19 protein-coding genes are annotated in these 16,779 nt (G+C 71.1%); 6 read left to right on the top strand and 13 right to left on the bottom strand.

Annotation, left to right across the window (positions count from 1 at the left end):
• Positions 1 to 4 precede the first annotated feature (4 nt).
• A complete protein-coding gene (locus OHA05_RS11075) occupies positions 5 to 268 on the bottom strand; it encodes a DUF397 domain-containing protein (RefSeq protein ID WP_313946496.1) in 264 nt (87 codons plus the stop codon).
• Entirely contained in the window at positions 228 to 1,076 is an 849-nt protein-coding gene (locus OHA05_RS11070) for a helix-turn-helix domain-containing protein (RefSeq protein WP_313946497.1), read from the bottom strand. Before OHA05_RS11070 ends, OHA05_RS11075 begins: the two co-directional genes overlap by 41 nt.
• Positions 1,077 to 1,159: 83 nt before the next feature.
• Between OHA05_RS11070 and OHA05_RS11065 the strand changes: the two genes are divergently transcribed.
• Positions 1,160 to 1,633, top strand: a complete 474-nt coding sequence (locus OHA05_RS11065; RefSeq protein WP_328860465.1) for an ATP-binding protein — start codon at positions 1,160 to 1,162, stop codon at positions 1,631 to 1,633.
• Here the strand turns inward: OHA05_RS11065 and OHA05_RS11060 are convergent.
• The 3 genes from OHA05_RS11060 to OHA05_RS11050 form a co-directional block, all read right to left on the bottom strand.
• Entirely contained in the window at positions 1,599 to 2,414 is an 816-nt protein-coding gene (locus tag OHA05_RS11060) for a serine hydrolase domain-containing protein (RefSeq protein WP_313946499.1), read from the bottom strand. The genes OHA05_RS11065 and OHA05_RS11060 overlap by 35 nt on opposite strands.
• A gap of 45 nt (positions 2,415 to 2,459) precedes the next feature.
• A complete protein-coding gene (locus OHA05_RS11055; protein WP_313946500.1) occupies positions 2,460 to 3,179 on the bottom strand; it encodes a YoaK family protein in 720 nt (239 codons plus the stop codon).
• Between the two features lie 166 nt (positions 3,180 to 3,345).
• Positions 3,346 to 3,807: a GNAT family N-acetyltransferase gene (locus OHA05_RS11050; RefSeq protein WP_328860464.1), complete on the bottom strand. Its 462-nt coding sequence runs from the start codon at positions 3,805 to 3,807 to the stop codon at positions 3,346 to 3,348.
• Between the two features lie 85 nt (positions 3,808 to 3,892).
• On the opposite strand from OHA05_RS11050, the gene OHA05_RS11045 reads away from it, so the two are divergent.
• Together OHA05_RS11045 and OHA05_RS11040 are read left to right on the top strand one after the other, a co-directional pair.
• Positions 3,893 to 4,348: a MerR family transcriptional regulator gene (locus OHA05_RS11045; RefSeq protein ID WP_313946502.1), complete on the top strand. Its 456-nt coding sequence runs from the start codon at positions 3,893 to 3,895 to the stop codon at positions 4,346 to 4,348.
• A gap of 6 nt (positions 4,349 to 4,354) precedes the next feature.
• Positions 4,355 to 5,371, top strand: a complete 1,017-nt coding sequence (locus OHA05_RS11040; RefSeq protein ID WP_328860463.1) for an aldo/keto reductase — start codon at positions 4,355 to 4,357, stop codon at positions 5,369 to 5,371.
• A 69-nt stretch (positions 5,372 to 5,440) separates the two neighbouring features.
• Here the strand turns inward: OHA05_RS11040 and OHA05_RS11035 are convergent, their stop codons facing one another.
• From OHA05_RS11035 to OHA05_RS11005, 7 genes are all read right to left on the bottom strand, one after another.
• The gene (locus tag OHA05_RS11035; RefSeq protein WP_328860462.1) at positions 5,441 to 6,631 is read right to left on the bottom strand and encodes an acyltransferase family protein; all 1,191 of its coding nucleotides are present in this window, start codon (positions 6,629 to 6,631) and stop codon (positions 5,441 to 5,443) included.
• Positions 6,628 to 7,704, bottom strand: a complete 1,077-nt coding sequence (locus OHA05_RS11030) for an alpha/beta hydrolase (RefSeq protein ID WP_328860461.1) — start codon at positions 7,702 to 7,704, stop codon at positions 6,628 to 6,630. Before OHA05_RS11030 ends, OHA05_RS11035 begins: the two co-directional genes overlap by 4 nt.
• A gap of 240 nt (positions 7,705 to 7,944) precedes the next feature.
• A complete protein-coding gene (locus tag OHA05_RS11025) occupies positions 7,945 to 8,628 on the bottom strand; it encodes a response regulator transcription factor (protein WP_328860460.1) in 684 nt (227 codons plus the stop codon).
• Entirely contained in the window at positions 8,625 to 9,944 is a 1,320-nt protein-coding gene (locus OHA05_RS11020) for a sensor histidine kinase (protein ID WP_328860459.1), read from the bottom strand. The genes OHA05_RS11025 and OHA05_RS11020 overlap by 4 nt, the downstream gene beginning before the upstream one ends.
• A 102-nt stretch (positions 9,945 to 10,046) precedes the next feature.
• Complete coding sequence (locus OHA05_RS11015) at positions 10,047 to 10,913, bottom strand: DUF4429 domain-containing protein (RefSeq protein WP_328860458.1); 867 nt, start codon at positions 10,911 to 10,913, stop codon at positions 10,047 to 10,049.
• Positions 10,914 to 10,988: 75 nt separating this feature from the next.
• Positions 10,989 to 12,200 carry an alpha/beta hydrolase gene (locus OHA05_RS11010; RefSeq protein ID WP_328860457.1) on the bottom strand — a complete coding sequence of 404 codons (1,212 nt, stop codon included), beginning with the start codon at positions 12,198 to 12,200 and terminating at the stop codon, positions 10,989 to 10,991.
• A 219-nt stretch (positions 12,201 to 12,419) separates the two neighbouring features.
• Positions 12,420 to 13,097 carry a TetR/AcrR family transcriptional regulator gene (locus OHA05_RS11005; RefSeq protein ID WP_313946510.1) on the bottom strand — a complete coding sequence of 226 codons (678 nt, stop codon included), beginning with the start codon at positions 13,095 to 13,097 and terminating at the stop codon, positions 12,420 to 12,422.
• A gap of 118 nt (positions 13,098 to 13,215) precedes the next feature.
• Here OHA05_RS11005 and OHA05_RS11000 point away from each other — a divergent pair, with 118 nt between their 5' ends.
• The 3 genes from OHA05_RS11000 to OHA05_RS10990 all read left to right on the top strand — a co-directional run bounded on the left by OHA05_RS11000 (position 13,216) and on the right by OHA05_RS10990 (position 15,846).
• Positions 13,216 to 14,823 (top strand): MFS transporter, encoded by a 1,608-nt coding sequence (locus tag OHA05_RS11000; protein WP_313946511.1) that lies wholly within the window; start codon positions 13,216 to 13,218, stop codon positions 14,821 to 14,823.
• 294 nt (positions 14,824 to 15,117) lie between these two features.
• Entirely contained in the window at positions 15,118 to 15,486 is a 369-nt protein-coding gene (locus OHA05_RS10995; protein WP_328860456.1) for a peptidase inhibitor family I36 protein, read from the top strand.
• A gap of 51 nt (positions 15,487 to 15,537) precedes the next feature.
• Positions 15,538 to 15,846 carry a small hydrophobic protein gene (locus OHA05_RS10990; RefSeq protein WP_313946513.1) on the top strand — a complete coding sequence of 103 codons (309 nt, stop codon included), beginning with the start codon at positions 15,538 to 15,540 and terminating at the stop codon, positions 15,844 to 15,846.
• On the opposite strand, the gene OHA05_RS10985 is transcribed toward OHA05_RS10990, so the two are convergent.
• A complete protein-coding gene (locus OHA05_RS10985) occupies positions 15,847 to 16,737 on the bottom strand; it encodes a potassium channel family protein (RefSeq protein ID WP_443043667.1) in 891 nt (296 codons plus the stop codon).
• Between the last annotated feature and the right edge of the window lie 42 nt (positions 16,738 to 16,779).

Below are 16,779 nucleotides of genomic sequence, written 5' to 3'. Positions count from 1 at the left end.
AGCTTCACAGGCTGCTGACGAACGACCGCCAGGCGTCGGCGCCGAGGACCAGGACGGGTCCGGTGGGGTTCTTGCTGTCACGGACGGGGACGGCGGCGGGGCAGTTGTCGGCGACCTCGACGCAGTCGCCGCCGGTGTTGCTGCTGTAACTGGACTTACGCCAAGCCGCGCTGCCGGTGACGGTGCACTCGACGCAGTCGCCGCCGGTGCTGCCGCTGTAACTGGACTTACGCCACTGCGCGTTCCTCAACTCCGGACCGGTCTGCATAACGCTCCTCCATCACGCGCCTGATCAGCGCCGCCGAACCCTCCACGGACAGGGCGGCTGCCTGCAAGTGAGCGTAACGGCGGGAGGCTTCCCTCAGGGTCTCGGGGTTGGCCGTCATATGGCCTGAGATGAGGTCCTCGGTGTAGATGATGTCCGGGTCGTCGTGGAAGCGCAGCAGGTTGAACGACCCGTCCAGGCTGGTGTGTTCCCCCGCTGCATTCGGCAGCACCTGAATCCGCATCCAGCGGTGGCCCACGAACTCCAACAAGCGCCCGAGTTGCCTTCGCATCACCTCACGCCCGCCGATCGGCCGGTGCAGCACCGCCTCGTCGAGGATCGCCCAGGCCAGCGGCGGCCGTTCCCGCTCCAGGATGCGCTGGCGCTCCACGCGGGCCGCCACCAGCCCGTCGAGGTCGTCCGGCATTCCCGTCGCGAGCACCGCCCGCGCGTACTCCTCCGTCTGCAACAGCCCGTACACCAACTGCGCCTGGTACGTGGAGATGTACGCCGCCTTCGCCTCCATCTCCGCGTACGGCTGGAACCAGTTGGGCAGCTGGCTGCGCAGCACCAGGCCGGCCAGGCGCGAGAACACCCCGTCCGTGCCGAGAGCCGCGTCCACCCGCTCGGAGAAGTCGCGGGTGGGGACCTTCTTCGTCGTCTCGATCTGGCCGATGAGCGAGCCCGTACAGAAGATGATCTCGCCCAACTGGCCCTGTTTGAGCCCGTGGGCCTCGCGCTGGCGGCGCAGTTCCCAGCCGTAGTAGTCGAGCGGGGATGCGCTGGGGTCGAGTGACTGGATGTTGGCCACGGGGGCACCTCCGGCCTGCAACGCCTCGCGGCGTTCGTTTCGGTTCGTAGCCGAGCGTAACCGCCGCATCGCACGCTGGTGACATGAATCACGTAACCGATCCGCAGGTGAACGAGGCCGCCGCCCGGTACCGCACCGACTTCGCCGTGGCCGACCATTCCGCCCGGCATCTGCGGCGCATCCTGCGGTTCTACCTCGAAGGCTCCGGGCTGCTCGACGTGGTCGACGCGGCCGAGCTGGCGCTCACCGAGCTGATCGCGAACGTCGTACGGCATGTGCCCGGGCGCCGCTGCCGCACCTGCATCCTTCTGCGGGCCGACGGCGTACGCGTGGAGGTGGCCGACGACTGTCCGAAGCTGCCCGAGCCGGCGGCCCGCGACGAACTGGCCGACGGCGGCAGGGGGTTACTGCTGGTCGAGGCGGTCACCGACCGGTGGGGCGTGCAGCCGCATGCCGGCGGGCAGGGCAAGACCGTGTGGTTCGAGTGCCTTGCCTCGTCGCCGGACGACCGGCCGGGACGGCTCAGCCCCGCAGCTCCGCCAGGACCGCGTCCGTGAACGGCGGCCACGCCTCGATCGCCCACGGCCCGAAGGCGCGGTCCGTGAGCACCACGCACGCCGCCTGCGCGTCCGGGTCGATCCACAGGAACGTGCCCGACTGGCCGAAGTGCCCGAAGGTGCGGGGTGAGGACGAACTGCCCGTCCAGTGCGGGGACTTGCCGTCGCGGATCTCGAAGCCGAGACCCCAGTCGTTCGGCTTCTGGTTCCCGTAGCCGGGCAGGATGCCCGACAGGCCCGGGTGGACGACCGTCATCGCCTCCAGCACGGTCCGCGCGTCCAGCAGCCGGGGCGCCTGCACCTCGGCGGCGAAGCGCACCAGGTCGTCCACGGTCGAGGTGCCGTCCTTCGCCGGGGAGCCGTCGAGCGTCGTCGCCGTCATCCCCAGCGGCTCCAGCACCGCCTGGCGCAGATACTCCGGGAAGGGGATCTCGGTGGCCTTGGCGACATGGTCGGCGAGCTGCTCGAAGCCGGCGTTGGAGTAGATCCGGCGCGTGCCGGGCGCCGAGGTCTGCTTGTGCTCGTCGAAGGCGAGCCCGGAGGTGTGGGCGAGCAGGTGGCGCACCGTGGACCCCTCGGGACCCGCGGGCTCGTCGAGCTCGACCGCGCCCTCCTCGTACGCCACGAGCACCGCATAGGCGGCGAGCGGCTTGGTGACCGAGGCGAGCGGGAAGCGCTGGGCTGCGGGGCCGTGCGAGCCGGCGACGGTTCCGTCCGCTCGGACGACGGCGGCCGCCGCGGTCGGTACGGGCCAGTTCTCGATCTTCGCCAGGCTCTGCATGTCTGCGAGCCTAGCCGCGTGTCTGCCGGGGCTGCCGGGCGGGCGTCACACCGACCGCCCGGCGACCGTTTCCGCGTCCCCGGGGGACAGCAGCAGACCGGAGGCCGCGATGAGCGCCACGACGCCGGACAGCACGAACAGCGCGGGCGAGGGACCCCAGGGCACCATCAGCGTGCCGGCCAGTCCGCCCAGGAACATGCCCGCGACGGTGGCGACGGGCCGGACGAACCGGATCTCCCGCCCTCCGGATGCCGTGGTCCCGGGGACCAGCAGGGTGCCGATCAGGGTCACCAGGGGGATCTGGATGAGCAGCGTCGTCATCCCGGTGATCGGGGCCCGCACCACCCCGATGTTGCGCAGACCCATCGCCAGGGCGACCAGGCCGATCACGGCGTAGCGCTGCCCGGAGGACACGGAACCGTCCCCAGGCCAGCCGAGGGCCACCACCGCCGCCACGGCCAGCAGGACCGCTTCGGCCGCCAGCGTATGGGGGAGCCAGAACGGGCGGCGCCGACGGAGCAGTCTGATCAGCGCGCTGCCGCAGACCACACCGAGGACGAACGCGGTCAGCGACACGGTCGAGGGGACGGCCGACGGGATGTCGCTCGTGCCGCCGAGGGCGAAGGCCAGGAACAGCAGGTTCCCGGTCGCCAGCGCGGTGAAGACATGGCCGAGGACCAGGAAACTGAGGGCGTCGACCGCGCCCGTCGTCACGGACAGCAGGGACAGGGCCCCCAGTACGGCTCGCTCACGGAAGTCCGTCAACGCAGACCGGGCCCCCGGAGCCGTCGCGGCATCGGATCATCGTGCACGGCTGGCTCCTGACGGTGTCTCCGGTCTCGCCCCGGCGCCTGTGCCGCGGACCTCCCGATCTTGCCCCGGCGGGGCCGTACCGCCGGGGACGACACCGCGTGCCCGCGCCCCGGCAGCCCTAAAGGGTGAGCCGCATCGCGGGGTCGGGGGTCCGGGCGAAGCCCAGCGAGGTGTAGAGCGGCTCGCCCTCGGAGGAGGCCCGCAGATCGATCTTGCGTACGCCGCGTTCCTCGAACCAGGCCAGCAGCGCTTCCATACAGGCGCGGGAGTGGCCGCGCCGGCGCATGTCCGGGTCGGTGGCGACACTGAAGACATAACCGCTGACCCCGTGCGGGTTGCCGGGTCCGCCGAGCCGGTGCTCGACAATGCCGACCGCGCAGGCCGCGAGCCCGCCCGGCCGGTCGACGACGAACGCCGTCAGATCGCCGTCCGGCTCGGCCAGCCTGGCCCGCAGGGTCGCGACGGCCGCGGGCTGCCAGCTGACGTCGGGGTTCGGGCCGTGGCACGAGTCCTGCATGACCTTGCGGAGGCGGACCAGTTCCAGGGCGTCTTCGGGCGTTGCCCGGCGGGCGGCAGTCATGAGCGGGACGCTAATGCGGGCACCCGGAAAACTGCCATCGGATTCTGCTTGCTTGGAGTGCACTCGAAGGTTTTAGCGTGGAGGTATGACGCTGATCGAGAGCACTCCCGTACGGACGGATCTCTGCAAAGCGGCTCCCCGCGCGCACCCGCGCCCGGAGGGGCAGGACCGCTACACGATCAGCGAGGTCGCCGCCTTCACCGGACTCACCGCGCACACCCTGCGCTGGTACGAGCGGATCGGGCTGATGCCGCATGTCGACAGGTCGCACACCGGACAGCGGCGCTTCACCAATCGCGACCTCGACTGGCTCGCCTTCGTCGGCAAGTTGCGGCTGACCGGCATGCCCGTCGCGGACATGGTCCGGTACGCCGAGATGGTGCGGGCCGGCGAGCACACCTTCGATGCCCGGCAGGAGCTGCTGGAGCAGACCCGGCGCGACGTTCTCGCGCGGATCGCGGAACTCCAGGACACCCTCGCCGTGCTGGACCACAAGATCGAGTTCTACGCGGGCGCCCACAGGGCGCCGGAGAGGGTCTGAACCCTGATGAGCACCACCAAGATCGAACAGGTTCGTCTCGGGACCGGGGGCCCGCTGGTCGGCGTGCAGGGGCTCGGCTGCATGGGCATGAGCGAGTTCTACGGCGACACCGACGAGACGGCCGCCCGCGAAACCCTGGAAGCGGCGCTGGAGGGAGGTGTCACGCTCTTCGACACGGCCGACGTGTACGGGCGGGGCGCCAACGAGGAGTTCCTCGCACCCTTCTTCGGCGCGCACCGCGACGAGATAACCCTCGCCACCAAATTCGCCATCGAGCGGACCGACGACCCGCAGTACCGGGCCGTGCGAAACGACCCCGCGTACATCCGCCAGGCTGTCGACGCGAGCCTCGCGCGGCTGAAGACCGAGGTGATCGACCTCTACTACATGCACCGTCGTGACCCGGGCGTTCCGCTCGACGAGTCCGTCGGCGCGATGGCCGAGCTGGTCGCCGCGGGCAAGGTCAGGCATCTCGGACTGAGCGAGGTCACCGGCCCCGAACTGCGCGAGGCGCACGCCGTGCACCCGATCGCGGCCCTCCAGTCGGAGTGGTCGCTGTTCAGCCGGGACGTGGAGCGCAGCGCGGTGGGCGCGGCGGCCGAGCTGGGTGTCGCGCTGGTGCCGTACTCGCCGCTCGGACGCGGATTCCTGACGGGTGCCTTCGCCGACGCCACGAAGGACCTGTCCCAGAGCGACTTCCGGCAGTACCAGCCCCGGTTCACCGGGGACAACGCCCGGAACAACGCGGCGCTGCTCGAACCGGTCCGCAAGATCGCCGACGCGCACGACGCGACCCTCGGCCAGGTGGCCCTGGCCTGGGTCCAGCAGCAGTCCCGGGTGCACGGGCTGCCCGTGGTCCCGATCCCCGGCACCCGCAAGGCATCCAGGCTCCGGGAGAACCTCGGGGCGACGCGGCTGACGCTCACCGACGAGGAACTGGCGCTGCTGGAGCCGATCGCCGGGCAGGTGGCGGGCGACCGCTACCCGGACATGTCGTCGACATCGGCGGCGCGGGAGGTCTAGTGCCGCTCCCGGCAAGCTTTGCCCTGTCGAGGCACTGGACCCGCGCCTGCGCCCAGAAGCCTGAGCCGACTACGCGAGCCCCAGGGCGAATACCGCGAAGCCCGCCGCGAGCAGCCCCGCTGCCGCGCGGCGGGCTCTCGTCGTCTTCGTCCACGGGGTCTCGAACCGGCGCGCGTACCGGCCGATGAGGACCAGCAGCCCGGCGAACAGCGGCAGCCACGCCAGCCGGGCGAGGATCCAGCCGAGCGAGTCGGGTGCGGTCGTCAGACCGGGCACGGCACCGGCGAACGCTCCCGGGACCGCCGCCGCCAGCATCGCCGTCTGGTGCCAGCACAGGATCGTCATCGCCGACAGGTTGACCACCACGACCGGAGCCCAGAGCGCCGGCCGCGTCAGCAGCCGGGCGATCCGGTCGCGGAGCACGATCGCGGCACCGCTCTGCGCCGAGGCCAGGGCGAGCACCAGCAGCGACGGCGGATGGGAGTTGGTACGGGTCTCGCCCGGCACACCGACCATCGACGGCGGGTAGTCGAAGACCAGCAGCAGCACGGCGAAGAGCGCCGCGCCGCCGACGAGCAGGACCCGGGCGGGCCGGCGGCCGAGGCGTCCCTCCCCCCAGCTGACGCCGAGCTGGTACGCGAAGAGCCAGCCCGGAAGGATGTTGAGGACGCTCAGCCAGGACGGCACGGCGTCGGCGTACGGCCCGTAGCGCAGGACGTCCACGACGGCGACACTCACGAGCAGCGGCGCTGCCGCCCATGCGCCGAGACGGCGGGCGAGGCGCACACACCACGGGGTCAGCGCCGTCACCACGGTGTACACGCCCACGAACCACAGCGGTTGGACGACCAGCGTCGAGCCGGTGCGCAGCGTCGTGCCGGGCACGCCGAGCGCGTACAGGACGGGGATCATCACGGCCCAGACGGCCGTGACTCCGAGCACCGGCCGACCGAGGCGGGCGATGCGCTGCTTCAGCCACTGGGCGGTGGAGCCCGGGCGGCGATGGTACGAGAGCACGGACGCGTAGCCGCCGACCAGGAAGAAGATCCCCAGCATCTGGAGCACCCAGCTGACCGGGGCGAAGAAGCCGAACGCCGCGAGCGGGCTGGCGTTGTGCAGGGCTCCGTCGGCGTCGAGGGTGAAGCCGCCGAGCAGCCAGTGTCCGGTCGGCACGGCGAGCAGGGCGAGCGCTCGCAGCCCGTCGACGGCACGGTCGCGGTGGGCGGGCGTGCGCGCCTCGATCTTCTCGGCGAGTCTCATCGGACGTCTCCTTCGTGCCCTGCGGATACGGGCCCTGCGGACGCCGCACGGCCGGTCGCGATGGCGGCGAAGTGCCGGAGCGAGTCGGTGCCGGGGGCGAAGTAGCCGGTGTGCCCCTCGGCCCGCTCGGCGGGAACACGGCGTGCGCCGAAGGCGGGTGAGGCGGGGTCGTTGCCGTGGCCGAGTCCGAGGAGTTCGACGTGCGGGACCTTGGAGATCCAGTCGGACGCGTCCTTGGCGGCCCACACCCGGGCGTCGGTGCGCAGTTCGCGGACGGAGCCGGCGCGCATCCCGGGGGAGCCGAGCACGACGATGTCGGCGGCCCGAAGGTCACCGGCGGCGAGACCGCAGACGACGGAGCCGTAGCTGTGGCAGAACAGGCTCGGCCGCGGTGCGTCGACCGCCGCCAGGCCGTCGGCGAAGCGGGTCAGGCGTACGGCGCCGGCCTCGGCCAGATCGCCGGTGGCGGCGTCCAGTCCGACACCGACGGGGGTGGTGTAGCCGGTCCACGCGATGACGGCGGTGCCGGGGTCCGTCGCCGCCCGGAGGGAGTTGGCCATCCCGGCGGGCGTGCCGTACGGGTCCTTGGCGCGGTCGAAGGTCCCGGCGTCCATGTCGGACCCCGGCACGATCACCGACACATGGCGGGCGTGCTCCAGGTCGCCGTAGACCTCGGCGACCTGGCCGCGGCCGCGGGGGTCGAAGGCGAGTATCTGCCGCCCGGGCTCCGCCAAGCGTGCGAGCGGAGTGCCGCGCAGGGCACGGGAGTTGGCCTCGTACCGCAGGGCGACGGGTGCGCCGTCCAGATTGCCGACGACGAGCGGGTGGCGGTGAACGAGCCGCTGTCGGGCGCCGGGGCCCAACGTGCGGAAGAATTGCGCGACTTGGGCGGGCTCGGCGGTGGCGGGGTCGGGCAGGGCGCGGCCGAGGGAGCGGTCGGCGTTCCACTCGGCGGTCCCGGGCGGCGGACCGGTGACCGGCCGTTGCGCGCTCCCGGAGGCCCAGCCGGCGGTCCCGGAGACGACGGTCGTCGCCAACGCAACAGCCACCAGGGTTCGTTTGTAGCGGCGCATGCTCCCGCCCTTCCTCTCGCTCGTCCGTCTGAGTGACGGAGGGAAGGTAGGAAGGGGATGGGTGAGGGGGCGTCACCCCGGGGAGCCAGGTCGAAGGTGCTACCGGGGTATGAGCGGGCGGAGACCGGCGGCGGGAAGGTGCGCCTGAAGGCTCAGGAACGGACCGCCGGAAGCAGGCTCAGGAACCGGCTGCCGGAAGCACGTGCGGAGGCAAGTGCGGGAACAGGCACACCCGCAGGCTCAGGAGTCGGCAGCCCCGGGCCGGACCAGGCCCGATTCGTACGCGAAGATCACTGCCTGCGCCCGGTCCCGCAGCGCCAGCTTCGACAGGACCCTGCCGATGTGCGTCTTCACCGTCTGTTCCGCCAGCACCAGATGGGCCGCGATCTCCTGGTTGGACAGACCGCGCGCGATCAGTTCCAGGACCTCCGTCTCGCGCGGGGTCAGGCCGTTCAGCCGCAGGGAGGGGTCCTTCCGCGGCGCCTGCCGCTGGGAGGCGAACTCGGTGATCAGCCGGCGGGTGACCGAGGGGGCCAGCAGCGCCTCGCCCGCCGCCACCACCCGTACCGCCGCGATCAGATCCGCCGGGGGCGCGTCCTTCAGCAGGAACCCGGACGCACCCGCCCGCAGCGCCTCGTACACGTAGTCGTCCACGTCGAAGGTGGTCAGCATCAGCACCTTGGGCACATGCACGACTCCCACCGGCGGGTGGAGGAGCTCGCGGGCGGCGGTCAGGCCGTCCATCTCCGGCATCCGGACGTCCATCAGCACCACGTCGGGGTGCGTGGACCGCGCCACGTCCACGCCCGCCCGGCCGTCCGGCGCCTCGCCCACCACGTCGATGTCGGACTGCGCCGCCAGCAGCGCGGCGAAGCCCGCCCGCACCATGGCCTGGTCGTCGACGATGATCACGCGGATGGTCACGAAGGGTCCTCCGAAGTGGGGGGAGTGGCCAGCGGAAGCCGCGCGGCCACCCGGAAGCCGCCGTCCGGCAGCGGGCCGGTGTCCAGTGTTCCGCCGGTCAGCCGTACGCGTTCCCGCATACCGACCAGGCCGTGTCCGGTGCCGGTGGTCTCCAGCGGTGACGTGCGTTCCTCCGCCGGGAGGTTGACGACGAGGACGGTCAGATCCGTGCCGTCGGACGTCACCGAGACCCGCGTCGGCGCCCCGGGCGCGTGCCGCACCACATTGGCGAGTGCCTCCTGCACGATGCGGTACGCCGACAGGTCGACCGCCTGCGGCACCGGGTCGTCCGGCACTGCGAGGGCCAACTCCACCGGTACGCCCGCCCGTACGGTCGCCTCCACCAGCTGCTGCACCCGGTCGAGCCCGGGCTGCGGGGTCAGTTCGCTCTCCGTGCCCTCGCTGCGCAGCACCGTCAGCAGCCGGCGCATCTCCGTCAGCGACTCACGGGCGCCCGCGGCGATCGCCCCGAACTCCTCACGCGCCGCGTCGGGCAGGCCCTCGATGCGGTACGGCGCGGAATCGGCCTGCACCGTGATCAGCGACATGTGGTGGGCGACGACGTCGTGCAGCTCGCGCGCGATCCGCGCCCGCTCCTCCAGGACCGTGCGCTGCGCCCGCTCCGCCTCGCTGATGGTCTCCTGCACGACCAGCCGGCGCTGTGCGTCGCCGCGTTCACGCAGCGCGCCGGTGACGACCAGCACCACGGCGCTCAGGACGAACAGCAGCAGATGGATGCCGTCGCTGCGGTCCTGCGAGATCAGTTCGAACAGCCACCCCATCGCTCCGGTCGCCAGCCAGACGGCCAGCAGCGTACGGCGCGGCTCCCGCAGCCCGAGGCAGGCCATCAGGACGAGGTACCCGATGACCACCATCGGCGTCCACGGCCAGCTCCGGTCCACGGTCCCGGCGGCGCCCATCAGCGCGAACGCACCGGCGACATCCGCCGCGGCCACGATCCACCACGCCTGGAGCGGGTGGGTGAGGGCGAGGAGCAGCGGCACGGTCTGGGCGGTGGCCAGCGCACCGGCGACCGCTCCGTTCAGCCGGTAGTCGTTGACGAGCACACTGACCGTGACCGGCAGCAGCGTCACGACGAACGCGAACACCACCACGTACGGCGTGAGCCGCAGCCACCGCTTCTCGACCGAGCCGAAGAGCGGGGCGGTGGACGACGACGGCGTACGGAGGTCGGCGGCGAGGAGACGCAGATTGTCCTGGGCGCCGCGCAACGCCCGGGAGCGTCGCGAGGGGGAGGACCGGGGAGACTGGGACATGGCCTGATCAGCGTAGGCAGACCGGCCGGCCGTCGGCGTCATACCCGGGGGCCGGGCGCGGTGTCATACCCCGGTATGACACCACCGCCCGCTCCGGCCCGCTCACAGCTCCGCCAGCAGCTGCGCCTTCTTCGAGCTGAACTCCTCGTCCGTCACCAGACCCGCCAGATGCAGTTCGCCCAGGTGCCGGATCCGCTCGGCGATGTCCGCCGGGTCGCGACGGCACGCCTGCATGGCCATCGCGGGCGGCGAGCCGGAGTTCTGCACGGATTCGAGGACCGCCGCCGCGAACGGCAGCGACTCGTGCACCTGCCCCTTGTTCAGCCCGAACATCAGCGCGGCCGGGTCCTTGTCGAGCGCGGGCCGGGTCGTGTCGTCGACCGGCGGATTCGCGCGCCGGACGAGCCGCAGATATCCGTCGAGGGCCTCGGGCGTGCGCCATTCCACCCCGCTCAGCTCGTCGACCGGGAAACACTGGTCGCCCGCCTTCCACTTGGCGGACGACGCACCCGCCCACGACCAGCGGAAGTCGACACGGGAGCCGTCGAAGGAGGCTTTGCCGTCGTACGCCTTGAAGTTCAGGGGCGCGCTGGGCGCGGCCACGGCGTACCGGTCGACGGGACGGTCGGCGTCCGAGGGCAGCACGGCCCTCAACTCGTCGGCGTAGTACTCGGCGAGGGTCTCGCGGTCGGCCGGCAGCACCAGGCGGTACGGATCGCACGCTTCCTTCAACTGCCCGGCCGCTGCCTCCATCAGAGGATCGGCACCGGGTCTGGGTGCCGCATGCAGCACCACCGTTCCCCGCTTGCCCGGGGAAAGTGTCACCGACGCCAACGCTTCGTGCGGGATACGGCGTTCGCGGAGCGTCTGGAACAGCTTCGGCGCGCGGTGTCCCCGTTCGAAGCGGATGATCACGGAGTCGGTCTCGAACTCCCACGTGGCTTGAATTCCGGCCAGTTCGTCACCCATACGCCTCATCGTAGGCGGCGGGCGCCCGCACGTCTTCCCTCGGTGCCGAGCCCGGTTGACGAAGTTCTACGCGCGTCAGACCGCTTCTTCGCCGTAGATACCACTGCGGCATGTGTCATCGGCGCTCGCACAGGTGACACCGTCGAACGAACCGACGCCGATCTCCGCGAAGTTGGTGATGCTCTCCGTGCCCGGCTCGAAATAGCCGGTATGGCCGACAGCGTCCGCCGCCGACATCACCCGCGCGCCGAACTCCGGTGCCACCGGGTCCTCGCCGTGCCCCAGTCCGCCGACCGCCAGATGCGGCACGTCCTGGATCCAGTCGTCGCTGTCGCGCATCGCCCACACCCGGGCGCGCGTGTGCAGCGCCGCGGCGTTCTCGGCGCGCATGCCCGGGCTGCCGGCCACCGCGATGTCGGTGACGCGCTCGGGCAGTTGACGTGCGGCGACGCCGCAGACGACGGAGCCGTAGCTGTGACAGAAGAGTGCGACGCGGGCCGGTCCGGGCAGGGCTTCGGTCAGCGCCGTCAGCCGGACGGCACCGCTCTCCGCCAACCGGCCTATGGCCGAGTCCACGCCGAGCCCCGCCGGGGCCGTGTAGTCGGCCCAGGCGATGACCGCCGTACGCGCCCGGGGCGAGGCCGCCCGCTCGGCCGCGTAGAGCGACTTGGCCATGCCGACCGGCGCCGCGTACTTGCGGGCGGTCCGCTGGAAGGTGAGCAGATTGGTGTCCACACCGGGGACGACCACGGACACACGTTCGGCGCGGTTCAGATCACCGAACACCTCGGCGACCTTGCCGGGCCCGGACGGGTCGAAGGCGAGGATCTGCCGCTCGGGGTCCATGAGGGACTCGAAGCGGTTGATCCGGCGGGTCGCCATGCGCCGGCCGTCCGCGGTGAGGTCGGCGGTGGCGAAGCGGTGGCGTTCGAGTTCCAGTGCGCGCGCCAGGCCCTTGCGGTTCGCCCGATAACGCAGAGCGACCGGAGCGCCGTTGAGATTGCCGACCACGTACGGGTACTCGTCGGCGAGCCGCATGCGTTCCGCGCCCCGCAGCGAGGCGAAGAAGGCCGTGAGCCTCTTCGGTGACGAGTCGGTCCCGGGCAGGGCCCTTGCTCCTATGCGCGCCTTGCCCCAGCCGCTGAGCTCGGCCTCGTAGATGTCACGAGGGCCGCCCTGGTGCCGTACGGCCGTCCAACCGGTGGTCGCCAGCATCAGGAACACGACCGCGAGCGCGAGAAAAGCGCGCACGGTGACGGGGGTGGGGGAGGAGTCGAAGGAAGTCACTGAGAGACACCCTAGGAGAAGCCGGCGGTGGCTCGCGAAGACCGTGAGGGAGATCACGTGTTCAGAACGTAATTACGGGGAAGAACCGTGACTTGAGCCACGCCGGGGAGTGCACTCCGGCGTGTCATCGACCCGATTCGTGACCCCGCGTCGTCACTGCGACGCGTCACGCGCCGTCGTCACCGGCGCGTCGTCACCGGCGCGCGCCGGTCCGCCTCGTCACTCCGGCCTGTCACCCCGTGCCGTCGACTCCGGGGCCCGCTGCGTCCGCCAGTCGTCCGCCAGTGCAGGCTTCAGATGGTCCAGATAGGTGGCCGTGAGGCTGCGGATCGCTTCCGGGCTCCAGTCCTCGCCCTGCCCCCACAGCCGTCCCGTGACGCGCATCACACCGCTGAGCGCCGCCACCGCCACCCGGGGGCGCGGGTCGGCGTCGACGTCCAGCCCCTCGCGCTCGGCGATCAGTTGGGCGATCGTCTCCTCCAGGTCCGCCGACCGGCGCAGATGCACCGCCAGCAGTGCGGGAGTCGACTCGATCATGAGATAGCTGCGCATGTGCAGTTCGACCGGGACGATCTCCGCGATCGCCTCGCCGATCCTGTTCCAGCCGTCGAGCACGGCGTTGCGCATCGCCTCGAACGGGCCTTCCTGCGCGGGCCGTTCGCGTACCGCCTCGATGAAGTGGGCCTCGACCACTTCCTGGACGGCGAAGGCGACCTCCTCCTTGCTGGTGAAGTACCGGAAGAAGGTGCGCTGCGAGACGTCGACGGTGTCCGCGATCTCGTCGACGGTCGTCTGCTCGTACCCCTTCGTGGTGAACAGCTCCAGCGCGGCGCGCACCAGCGCGTCACGGGTGAGCTGCTTCTTGCGTGCGCGCAGTCCGGTCGGCTCGGCCGTCACTACCTGGGTCCTCTTTCCGACGCTTTCGACCAGCTCAGCCTACCTGTGAGCAACGTGACAGTTACCGACTTGTGAATTGGTTTGTCAACTGTCAGCGACTGACATTAGCCTCCCACGCATGACTAGTCAGACCACCGTCGAAAAGGCGCCGAAGGATCCCCAGGACCCCATACCGGCCCAGGTCAAGGGGCTCCGCGGCCACCCCTGGCTGACGCTGTTCGCCGTGGCCATCGGCGTGATGATGGTGGCGCTGGACGGCACCATCGTCGCGATCGCCAACCCCGCGATCCAGAAGGACCTCGGCGCCACCTTCGCCGACGTGCAGTGGATCACCAACGGCTACTTCCTGGCCCTCGCCGTGACGCTGATCACCGCGGGCAAGCTCGGTGACCGCTTCGGCCACCGGCAGACGTTCCTCATCGGTGTCGTCGGCTTCGCCGCGGCCTCGGCGGCCATCGGCCTCTCCGACAGCATCACCCTGGTGGTCACCTTCCGCGTGCTCCAGGGTCTGTTCGGCGCGCTCCTGATGCCCGCGGCGCTCGGACTGCTGCGCGCCACCTTCCCCGCCGAGAAGCTGAACATGGCGATCGGTATCTGGGGCATGGTCATCGGCGCGTCCACCGCGGGCGGCCCGATCCTCGGCGGTCTGCTGGTCGAGCACGTGAGCTGGCAGTCGGTCTTCTTCATCAACGTCCCGGTGGGCGTCATCGCGCTCGTCCTCGGTGTGCTGATCCTCAAGGACCACCGTGCCGAGAACGCCCCGAGGTCCTTCGACATCCTCGGCATCCTGCTGCTGTCGACCGCGATGTTCTGCCTGGTCTGGGCGCTCATCAAGGCCCCCGCGTGGGGCTGGGGCGACGGCCGGACCTGGGGCTTCATCGCCGCGTCGGTGGTCTGCTTCGCGTTCTTCGCCTACTGGGAGAACCGGGTCGCCGAGCCGCTGATCCCGCTGAAGCTGTTCCGCTCGGTCCCGCTCGCGGCCGGCACCGTCCTGATGGTGCTCATGGCCATCGCCTTCCTGGGCGGACTGTTCTTCGTCACCTTCTTCCTCCAGAACGTGCACGGCATGAGCCCGGTCGACAGCGGACTCCACCTGCTGCCCCTGACCGGCATGATGATCGTCGGATCGCCGCTCGCCGGCGCCATGATCACCAAGACGGGCCCGCGTGTCCCGCTCGCGGGCGGCATGGTGCTCACCGCGGTCGCCATGTTCGGCATGTCGACCCTCGACACCGACACCGGCAGCCTGCCGATGTCCATCTGGTTCGCCCTTCTCGGTCTCGGCCTCGCCCCGGTCATGGTCGGCGCGACCGAGGTCATCGTGGGCAACGCCCCCATGGAGCTCTCCGGCGTCGCGGGCGGTCTCCAGCAGGCGGCCATGCAGATCGGCGGCAGCCTCGGCACGGCGGTGCTCGGCGCGGTCATGGCCTCCAAGGTCGACAGCGACCTGCCGGGCAACTGGGCCGACGCGCAGCTCCCGCCGCTCAGCCCGGCCCAGTTGGACCAGGCGTCCGAAGCCGTTCAGGTGGGTGTGCCGCCGGTCGCTCCGGGAACGCCGCCCGAGCTGGCCGAGAAGATCGTCGGTGTCGCCCATGACACCTTCATTTCGGGCATGGGCCTCGCCTGCCTGGTCGCCGCCGGTGTCGCGACCGTCGCGGTGTTCGTCGCCCTGCTCACCAAGCGCGGTGCGAACGCCGACGCGGGTATGGGCGGCGCCCACATCTGACGCCGTCGCCGCCCTCGACGGGCGTCAACCTCGTGTGACCGACAGCCCCGCCGGACGACTCCGGCGGGGCTGTCGCCTATCCGGATGATCTCGGCCCGTTCCCCTTCCGCGGGTGTCTTCGTGTGCTCCAGGCTCCCGGTCAAGTGATCAGTCACCGCGCGGTCATGCACCACATGGCCATGCACCGCGCGGTCATGCACCACATGGCCATGCACCGCGCGGTCAGTCACCACGCGGCCATGCACCGCGCGGTCATGCACCACACGATCAGTCACCACACGGGGGTTCACCGACATGCGTACGACACCACTGCTCGCCGCGGCCGCCCTGGCCGTCACCGCGCTCCTCCCGGCCCACGCCACGGCCGCCGGCCCGCCGCGCCTCGGAAGCTGCGGCGCCGGACAGCTCTGCCTGTGGGCCAAGGCCGATTTCAAGGGCGCCCGCCAGACGCACGAGCTCGCCGGCCTCGACATCGACAGCTGTGTGCCGCTGCCGACCGGCACTGCCGCCGAGTCCCTGGTCAACCGCACCGGACGGCCGGTGACGACCTATCAGAGCCAGGAGTGCGCGGAAACGGGCGAGTTCGAGACGTACCCCGGTTCGGGCACCTGGCTGCCCCAGTCCCCGTACCGCGTCAGGGCGTTCAAGGTCTGGGAGCGGTGAACCGGGGTACCCGGGCCTGCGTAGTCCCGAATCGGCCGAACTCAGGGAGTGATGATGGCGGGCTTCGGACACACATCGCGCAGGCACCCTCGCTCACGCGGCCGGACGTGGTCTCGGAGCGGGCCGGACCGCGCGGCACTGGGAGTCATCGGGCTGATCTGTGCGATCACCGGATTCTTCGTGCTGGGGATCATCCTCGGCCCGATCGCCGTCGTCTGCGGCTGGCTCGCCATGGGCCGCAGCTGGAACGGCACGCAGCACATACCGGCGCTCGTGGCGCTGGTCCTCGGTGCCATTGACACCGTCCTGGCCATCGTCTGGCTGGCGGGAGCCGCGGCTCCCGGCGGCGGGATGTGGTGATCAGCCTCGCACCGCAGGCTCGTCGGGCGGACCGGCCGGGGTGGGCACTGTGCCCACCCCGGCCGCGGCTGTTCCCCCGCCCGTCGGCACGGCCGCGCCTGTCGCCGCCGCCCCGCGCGCTCCTGATCGCGATGGCTCCGATGACTCCGATGTCTCCGTCGATTCCGACAGCGCGGTCACCTGTGCGCGCAGCGCCTTCACCTCGGCCGTCAGCGCCTCCAGCAGGGCCGTCTGCCGGCGCTCCTCCGCGTCGTCCCGCTCGAAGCGGGAGATGAACCAGGCCGCGATGTTCGCTGTCACGACACCGAGCAGGGCGATACCGGAGATCATGAGCCCGACGGCGAGCAGCCGGCCGAGCCCCGTCGTCGGCGCGTGGTCCCCGTAGCCGACCGTCGTCATGGTCGTGAAGGACCACCACACCGCGTCGCCCAGCGTCTTGATGTTCCCGTCGGGCGCGTCCCGTTCGACGTGCAGCACGGCCAGTGAGCCGAACATCATGAGCCCGACCACCGCGCCCGCGACATAGGTCGTGAGCGTGATCTGCGGCGCCATCCGCGCCCGCCGGCCCACCAGCAGCAGGGTGGAGACGACCCGCAGCAGGCGCAGCGGCCGCAGCAGCGGCAGCACCACCGCGAGAAGATCGAGCGGATGGCTGCGGACGAAGAGCCAGCGGCTCGGCGCCAGTGCGAGCCGTACCAGGTAGTCGACGGCGAACGCGCCCCACACCACCCACTCGACGGCCGTGCAGAGCGTGTGCACCCAGCCGTCGGCCCCGGGCGCCACGATCGGCACCGCGTACGCGACGGCGAACGCCGCGGCGAGCACCAGCAGGGGCGTCTGCATGCGCTCTTCCCACCGGACCTGCGCTGTTCGCTGCTTCATGCCGCGCATCGTAGAACGGGAGGCGAAAACGTGTGCGGGGCGGCCGGATCA

This window comes from Streptomyces sp. NBC_00306 (genome assembly GCF_036169555.1).
Lineage (GTDB): Bacteria > Actinomycetota > Actinomycetes > Streptomycetales > Streptomycetaceae > Streptomyces > Streptomyces achmelvichensis.
This window is presented reverse-complemented; position numbering and strand designations above follow the sequence as displayed.